Origin of the sequence: Kinneretia sp. DJ1R-11 (assembly GCF_025717595.1) — a bacterium.
In the GTDB taxonomy this organism is placed as follows: Bacteria; Pseudomonadota; Gammaproteobacteria; order Burkholderiales; family Burkholderiaceae_C; genus Paucibacter_A.
On the sequence record NZ_JAJIRR010000015.1, the window covers coordinates 123561 to 131448 of the forward strand.

Below are 7888 nucleotides of genomic sequence, written 5' to 3' on the forward strand. Positions count from 1 at the left end.
TTCGGCGCGCTCGCGTTCCTGATCCGTTGTTCCGCATAGGGCAGCTTGATGACCTTCACTTCTCTTTTGGTGGTGGCTGTGCCTTGATGCCAGCCGGCCCAGTACCCCATGAAAAAACGATACTCTGCCGCCTTCGCTGTCCTGGCCACAGCCACCTTGGCCAGCGCAGCTCAGGCCGCCGATGCACCCGCAAACTTGCCCACGGTGGTGACAGCGGGAAAGTCCCGGCTCGTTCTGAACCTGGTCGACCGCAAGGTTTACAAGGTGAGCGACGATCTTCAGGCGATGACGGGAAGTGCGGCGGACGTGCTCAGCAAATTGCCTTCGGTTGATGTTGACGCCGACGGCAAGCTGAGCCTGCGCGGGGACAGCAAGGTGATGATCCTGATCGATGGCAAACCTTCAGCTCTGTTGAGCGGCCCCAATGCTGGAGACGGCCTGATGCAGTTGTCCGCCGGCGACATCGACCGCGTTGAAGTGATGAACAACCCGCCACCGGAGTACCGCGCCGAGGGCACGGGCGGCGTCATCAACATCATCACCCGCCGCAATTTGCTAGGCGGCCCTTCGGCGTCGGCACAGGCCAGCCTGGGTAACCATCGCCGAGGAGCTCTGTCGGCCATCGGCAGTTGGCAGCAGAATGCGCTCAGTTTGAACGGCAGCGTAGGCCTTCGCCAAGATGACAGGCAGCGCAACATCCGATCGCAATTGACGGTGCAAGACCCCAAAACGCAACAAATAGTCATCAGCGACGAGCAGCTGAACGAACACTTGCGTCGAGTGATTCCTTCCGTGAAAGCAGGGCTGGACTACAAGCTCAGCGATCAGCAAAGCCTAAGCCTAGACAGTGCCTGGCGCGAACGCACCGGAGACCGCTTTTTTGACCAGCACAACAGCAGCAACTCGGCGCCTAACATAGCAATCAAACTGAGCGATCGACACAGTGACGGCCACGAGTGGAGCCGCAACAGTGAACAAACACTGCGCTTCAAGCAGCAATTGCGTGTGGCCAATGAAACGCTGACGCTGGGCATGCACCGCTCCGTCGAGCACGAACGCGAGCGTTACGCTTACCAAAATGTGCAAGTGCTCCCGCAAGCTGCCCTCAGCGTCGATCACCTCTACCTGAACCACGACCTGGTGATGCACGAGCTTACGGTCGACTATCTCTTGCCTCTGTCTGATGACAGTCAACTCAAGGCGGGCGCGGCGGCGCAACACGACAACAATCACTTCTTCCCGGCGGGCGACGATGTCGACCCCCTCAGCGGCGCGATTGTTCCCAACCCCGCGTTGAACAACGACTACCGCTTCCACCAAAACATCCTGGCCGCCTATGCGTCTTGGCAACGCAACTGGGACAACTGGACCTTCCTGGCCGGCGCCCGTGTCGAACACACCGCAGTCAACGGTGAACAGCACAGCAGCGGTGAAACACTGGCACAGCGCTACGGGGGAGTCTATCCGTCGCTACGGCTGGAACATTCGCTCAGCGAACAAGAGTCGCTGACGTTGGGATATGGGCGGCGACTGTCAAGACCTGACCCTGAGTCACTGAACCCGTTGATCGATCACCAAGACACGCACAACCTGCGCTCGGGCAATCCCAACTTGAGACCTCAGGACACGCAGTCGGTCGAACTGGGCTACCGCAAGGAATCCAATAAAGCCACCTATGGGGTGACGGGCTATTGGCGGATCAACCGCAACAGCGTCACCGACCTGACTCAGTTGATCAGCCCCGACGTCACTTTGATCACCAAGGTCAACCTGCCTCGCACGACCTCCGAGGGACTGGAGTTCAACCTTGATGGCGCTTTGGGTGCCCAACTCAGTGGTCGGTTGAGCGGCAATCTGTTTCAGCAGCAAATCGATGCGACAGCGTTGGGCACCAGCGGGCTGCGCTCGAGCAATGGACTCAATCTGAAAGCCAGCTTAGATTGGCACCCCAGCGCCATTGACGTGCTGCAACTTTCCTTCAGCCGTACAGACCGTCGACTGACGCCCCAAGGATCGATTGCGCCCATCCAGCTGCTGAACCTCGGGTTCAAACGCCAGTTGCGCACTGACTTGTCCCTGGTCTGCACGGTCGCCGATCTGTTCAATGGCCAACGCTTGATTCGTGAATCCAGCCTGCCAGGACTGAACCAGCGCTATGAACGGGTTCAGCCCGGGCAGTCAGTGTTTATTGGTCTGAGCTACACACTCGGCAAACCCAAGAAAAGCGGCAAGTCCAGCAGCTTCGACTACGAACAGTAGAAAGCGAAGCCATCGGCGTGAGGCAATTGCCCGCACAAGCACATCATCAAACCCAAGGCTACATAGCAATGTACACACCGCTTTCTTTCCTGCAGTCGGCCCTGACTGCCGCTCTGCTGCTCGCAAGCAGCATCACTCTGGCCCTTGAACCGCAACAAGCGGCATCAATCGCAAACAAGTCAATTGAAGTCCAGCAGCATTGGACATTGGCCGGATCATCCAAATGGGACTACGCGACCGTCGATTCGAATCGACATCGCCTCTTCGTCACCCGAGGCAATCGCGTTGAAGTGTTGGACAGCAAAACAGGCTCACTGATCGGGAGCATTCCTGACACCGCCGGGGTGCATGGTGTCGCTTTGGCAGAGGACCTGGGGCTGGGCTTCACCAGCAACGGCGCCGGCAACAGCTTGACCGTGTTCGAGATTGACAGCCTGAAGTCACTCGGGCAGATCACCGTTGACGGCCTGTCACCGGACGCCATCCTCTACGAGCCGGGTGCGAAGCTGCTCTACGTCTTCAACGGCAAGAGCGCCAACCTGAATATTGTCGATCCCAAGCAGCGCCGGGTACTTGCGTCGGTCAAAGTTTCGGGTGTGCCCGAGTTCGCTCAAGCCGATGGCCAGGGGCGGATCTACTTCCACATCGAGGATCATCCTGCCGTCGAAGTGCTGGATCAGAGCAAGCAAGCCATCACGCGGCGCTTTGAGTTGAAAGACTGCGAAGGGCCAACCGGGCTGGCGCTTGATTTGGCCCATCAAAGGGTGTTCTCGTCCTGCCAAAACCACAAACTGGTGGTCAGCGATATGCAAAGCGGTCGCCGCGTAGCCGAGTTGCCCATCGGCGCACATCCGGACGCTGTGATCTATGACGATCGGACGGCTACGATCTACGTCTCAAATGGCGACGACGCAAGCCTCAGTGTGATCCGCCAACTTGACGCTGATCACTACCAAGTAGAGCCTTCAGTCAGCACGGCCAAGGGCGCAAAAACAATGGCGATGGACCCAACAACTGGACACCTCTACTTACCCACGGGCGCGGGCACGAACTTTGAGGTACTGGTGCTCGGGCCCAAGTCCTGAGATAGGTCGCCCTCACTTCGCTTGACCTTGGCCCAACACCTGCAGCGTGCCGACACATATGAGATGGACTAATTGCCGTGGCACGCCGTACCGCGGCCCGCTTCAAGTAGTGAACGCGAAAGCGGTCGTATGAACTCGTACAGTACTACTTCGCAGTTAAGCGATCGGTGCTGAGGGTGGAGCTGCCGATCGATGCCATTCGCACTCAATGACCGCTGTTCGTGGTTGCTGTCGCTCAGGCGCTGATCCGTGAATGACTCAGATCAGCCTCCTGCTGCCACCCGATCAATTTCGGCTTTGGGCACGAAGCTGTCGCTCGAACGGTGGCATTGGGTGACAGGAATTGACCGCTAACAGCAGACCAGAAAACGGACACTGCCTTCCCAAAAGGCTATGTCGTGGTGTCCGTCAGGTGATTCAGCCACTCGTTCCAATCCTGGATCAGAGCAGAAGGCCCGACACCTTCAACAAGCAGCCGAGCATGGCGCGCCGGTAGCCACGCCCAGCACTGATCGCGCCATGGCTGCGGAACCTCAGCCATAACGATGTACTCAGCCCCAAGCGCAGTCGTCCTTGTCGGAATTGACCGTAGTGCGTCCAAATCCACCATATCGCTACTCCTTTTCGCCACGACTCAGGCCATTTCTAAGCTGGGTCAGCTGAATGCACTCCGGTCGCTCACGAATGGCAGGCCCTAGCCGCCTTCCGCCGGCTAGCGCATTTTCCAAGGCTGGCAGCCACAGCCTCGGTTCCGACCACCAGCTCTGAGATCGGGCGTTAGCTCCGGGCACATTGCCACTTTACGACTGACGAATCCGAGCGGGAGCAACCAGCCTAAAGCCGACTTGTGGCCTGCACCGATCGCTAGACGCATGCGTCATTACGGCCGAGCGCGAGTTGACCATCCTCAGCGTCTGCATGGTGGTGTCGATCAACCCAAGAAGTTCAACCCTTCACACAAACCACCTGCTTCAGCGTGTGCACCACGTCGACCAGATCCGCCTGCGCGGCCATGACGGCGTCAATGTCCTTGTAGGCTGCCGGCGTCTCGTCAAGCACGTCTTTGTCCTTGCGGCACTCCACACCTTCAGTGGCGGCACGATGGTCGGCCAGGGTGAAGCTGCGTTTGGCGTCGCCACGACTCATGACACGGCCGGCGCCATGCGAGCAGGATTCGAAAGACTCCGGATTGCCCTTGCCACGCACGATGAAGCTGCGCGCGCCCATGCTGCCTGGGATGATGCCCAGTTGGCCGGCCTTGGCACTCACTGCGCCCTTGCGGGTGACGAACACGTCCTCGCCGAAGTGCTGCTCGCGCTGCACATAGTTGTGGTGGCAGTTCACCGCCTCGATGTGGCTCTGGAAGTTCTTGTGCAGCACCGTCTTCGCCGCTTCGATCACGCGGCGCATCATGACCTCACGGTTCATCGCGGCGTACTTCTGTGCCCAGCTCACGGCGCGCACGTAGTCGCCGAAGTAGCGGCTGCCTTCCTCGAAGTAAGCCAGGTCGCGATCCGGCAGATTGGCCTGGTGGCGCATCGCGTCCTGCTTGGCCAGTTCGATGAACATGGTGCCGATGGCATTGCCAACGCCTCGCGAGCCAGAGTGCAGCATGAACCAGACGGCACCAGCCTCGTCGAGACAGACTTCAATGAAGTGATTGCCGCTTCCGAGCGTGCCCAGATGCTTGTGATGGTTGGTCTTCTCCAGCTTGGGATAGCTGCGGCAGATCCCCTTGAATTCGGGCTCCAGCTGTGACCAAGCCGTGTCCACTGAACCTGGCGGTTTCTGCCAGGCACCCGGGTCACGGTTGCCTGGCGCGCGTCCATGCGGCACCGCACGTTCAATCGCAGCGCGCAGTGGGGCGAGGTTGTCTGGCAAGTCTTCAGCGCGCAGCGTGGTCTTGCAGGCCATCATGCCGCAGCCGATGTCCACACCCACAGCCGCCGGGATGATGGCCTTGATGGTCGGGATGACCGAGCCCACGGTGGCCCCGATGCCGAAGTGCACGTCCGGCATCGCAGCCACATGCTTGAAGACGATGGGCAGGCGTGCCGCGTTGGTGAGTTGGCGCTTGGCTTCGGGCTCGATAGGCACGCCACGCGTCCACATCTTCAGCGGCACACCGCCGGGGACGTCTTCGTGGATATGTTGAGTTTGTTCTTGTTCCATGATCTTGTTTCCAATGTAGAGCCCCGGCCGAGCGAGATTCAAGTTGCGCCCAGCCGAGGCGGTGATCAGCGCAGCTTCACAAGCCCGTTGAGCACCTGGTCCAGACCTCCGAAAACGGAGATCTTGTCAATGCGTTCCGCCACACGCTCCAGGGTTTCCAGTTCCTTGAGGCGCAGAGCGACGGGGTTGTCCTCCATCACCTTGGCGGTGTTCAACAGCGAGCGCGTTGCAGCGGTTTCCTCGCGGCGGCGGATCACGTTGGCTTCGGCCGCTTTCCCGGCCTCCACCACCTGAGCGAGGATGGTCTTCATCTCGCCGGGCAGCACGATGTCCTTGACGCCGACGCTGGTCAGCTCGAGCCCGAGAGCGGCGAGCTTGTCCTTCACCTGCGCGGTCACGACCTCATCGATGACGCTCTTGTTCTCAAGAAGCTCATCGAGCGAGCGTGTGCCCACCGCAGCGCGTAAGCCGAGTTGCAGTTCGCGGTACAGGTGCTCGGCCGGCTTGGCCAGCGCCTTGTATGCGCTGAGCACGTCCGAATAGCGCCAGGTGGCCGAGAGATTGAGTCGCAGCGCCACTTTGTCTCGGGTCAGGATTTCCTGGCCCGTGACTTCAACGGCCTGCAAGCGCAGGTCCACCAGCTCCACATTCACACTGCGGTTGAACTTCCAGAAGGCGAACGAACCCGCACCGAGCAAGCGCTCGATCTTGCCGTCGACCCACAGAATGCCCGCGCCGTGTTCCGGCACGACCACCTGCAACACACCAGCCAAGCCAGTGATGCTGCGCGGACGCAGCTGGGTCTGCAACAGCCGGGCGGTGAGCGCAGGCGACAGTTCTGTGATGCTGGCCAGGTCGATCACCTCAACCTGCACATCCACCAAGCCCTTCCAGTACAGCCGGCGGGTTTCAGGCGGGAGCAGCTCGACCAGCACACCGTTCTCACTGCGCAGGCCGACCTGCGTCGCATTCAACTCGACACGAACGAACTCGGTCTCGACCACCGCCGGCTCCTTGGCCAGCAAATAGTCNGATCTTGCCGTCGACCCACAGAATGCCCGCGCCGTGTTCCGGCACGACCACCTGCAACACACCAGCCAAGCCAGTGATGCTGCGCGGACGCAGCTGGGTCTGCAACAGCCGGGCGGTGAGCGCAGGCGACAGTTCTGTGATGCTGGCCAGGTCGATCACCTCAACCTGCACATCCACCAAGCCCTTCCAGTACAGCCGGCGGGTTTCAGGCGGCAGCAGCTCGACAAGCACACCGTTTTCGCTGCGCAGGCCGACCTGCGTCGCATTCAACTCGACACGAACGAACTCGGTCTCGACCACCGCCGGCTCCTTGGCCAGCAAGTAGTCAGTCAGCGGGTGCACGAAAGCCGGAGCTCCGATGGCGACCAGTTCGACCTGAAGCCGATCCAGTCCAGACAGGAGCCAGTGTGTGCCGGGTTGCAGCACACGCTCGAAGTCGCCATTGCGCAGCAGCAGGCCGCGCTCGTTCTTCTTCACATTGACACGCTTGATCGTCATGGTTTTCTCCTTGTTGCAGCGTGTGTTTCAANCTGAAGCCGATCCAGTCCAGACAGGAGCCAGTGTGTGCCGGGTTGCAGCACACGCTCGAAGTCGCCATTGCGCAGCAGCAGGCCGCGCTCGTTCTTCTTCACATTGACACGCTTGATCGTCATGGTTTTCTCCTTGTTGCAGCGTGTGTTTCAAATAGGGTGCCGTTACAGCGCGGACACGTACCTCGGATGCCTGGGACTGGGTGCCACGGTGCGTCGTCGGCATGCCCTTTCTGGACAAGCCTCGGACTGGCCATGGACGCAGACCCCGCGTGCCCGAAGCACAGGTGGCCGCGCTGGTGCCGTTCAAACCCGAAGGCAGACCGGCACGTTCGGCTGGGTGGTCTTTCGACCGTTTTTCACTGGCGTGACAGGCCATTTGTGGAGTGGGAGTCGAACCCACGACACACGGATTCCAAATCCGTTGCTCTACCCGACTGAGCTATCCAGTGGTGGCGAAACCGGGAGTCGAACCCGGACCCTTGCGGGACAACCGTGCTTCACCGTATCGGCCTCTTTCAGCAGAGCGGCATGCGCCGCAGCGACGGGACGAACCCGGCCACAGCGCACCGGTGGGGTGGTACCCCCGACCTGTAAGCCCTGCCTTCCAAGGCAGATCTGTTGGCGCCTGGGCCGACCCCGTGGATCAACTCAGGCGCGATTCTTTTGGCAGCCGTGCGGCCAGCCACTCATGCACGTCCGCACGAATCCGCCTGCCCTTGAGCAGGAAGTCCTCGAAGCGGCTGGGCACATAGGGCGTGAACAGCAGCGGCATCCTGGCCTCCTCCGGCGTGCGGTCGGCCTTGCGCG

General features: G+C 60.4%; 3 protein-coding genes, 1 tRNA gene and 2 pseudogenes. 2 read left to right on the plus strand and 4 right to left on the minus strand.

Annotated elements, in window-relative coordinates; all coding sequences use genetic code 11:
- Positions 1–108: 108 nt before the first annotated feature.
- Positions 109–2259, plus strand: coding sequence for a TonB-dependent receptor domain-containing protein (locus LNV23_RS20845; RefSeq protein ID WP_263564753.1), 2151 nt, complete (start codon positions 109–111; stop codon positions 2257–2259).
- A gap of 68 nt (positions 2260–2327) precedes the next feature.
- The gene (locus LNV23_RS20850) at positions 2328–3344 is read left to right on the plus strand and encodes a YncE family protein (RefSeq protein ID WP_263564754.1); all 1017 of its coding nucleotides are present in this window, start codon (positions 2328–2330) and stop codon (positions 3342–3344) included.
- 945 nt (positions 3345–4289) lie between these two features.
- Here LNV23_RS20850 and LNV23_RS20855 read toward each other — a convergent pair.
- From LNV23_RS20855 to LNV23_RS20870, 4 genes and pseudogenes are all read right to left on the minus strand, one after another.
- A complete protein-coding gene (locus LNV23_RS20855; RefSeq protein WP_263564755.1) occupies positions 4290–5516 on the minus strand; it encodes an RtcB family protein in 1227 nt (408 codons plus the stop codon).
- Positions 5517–5581: 65 nt separating this feature from the next.
- A pseudogene (locus LNV23_RS20860) lies at positions 5582–6556 on the minus strand (slipin family protein); the annotation flags it as partial.
- 904 nt (positions 6557–7460) lie between these two features.
- Positions 7461–7526 (minus strand) — tRNA-Pro (locus LNV23_RS20865).
- 198 nt (positions 7527–7724) lie between these two features.
- A pseudogene (locus LNV23_RS20870) lies at positions 7725–7888 on the minus strand (HNH endonuclease); the annotation flags it as partial.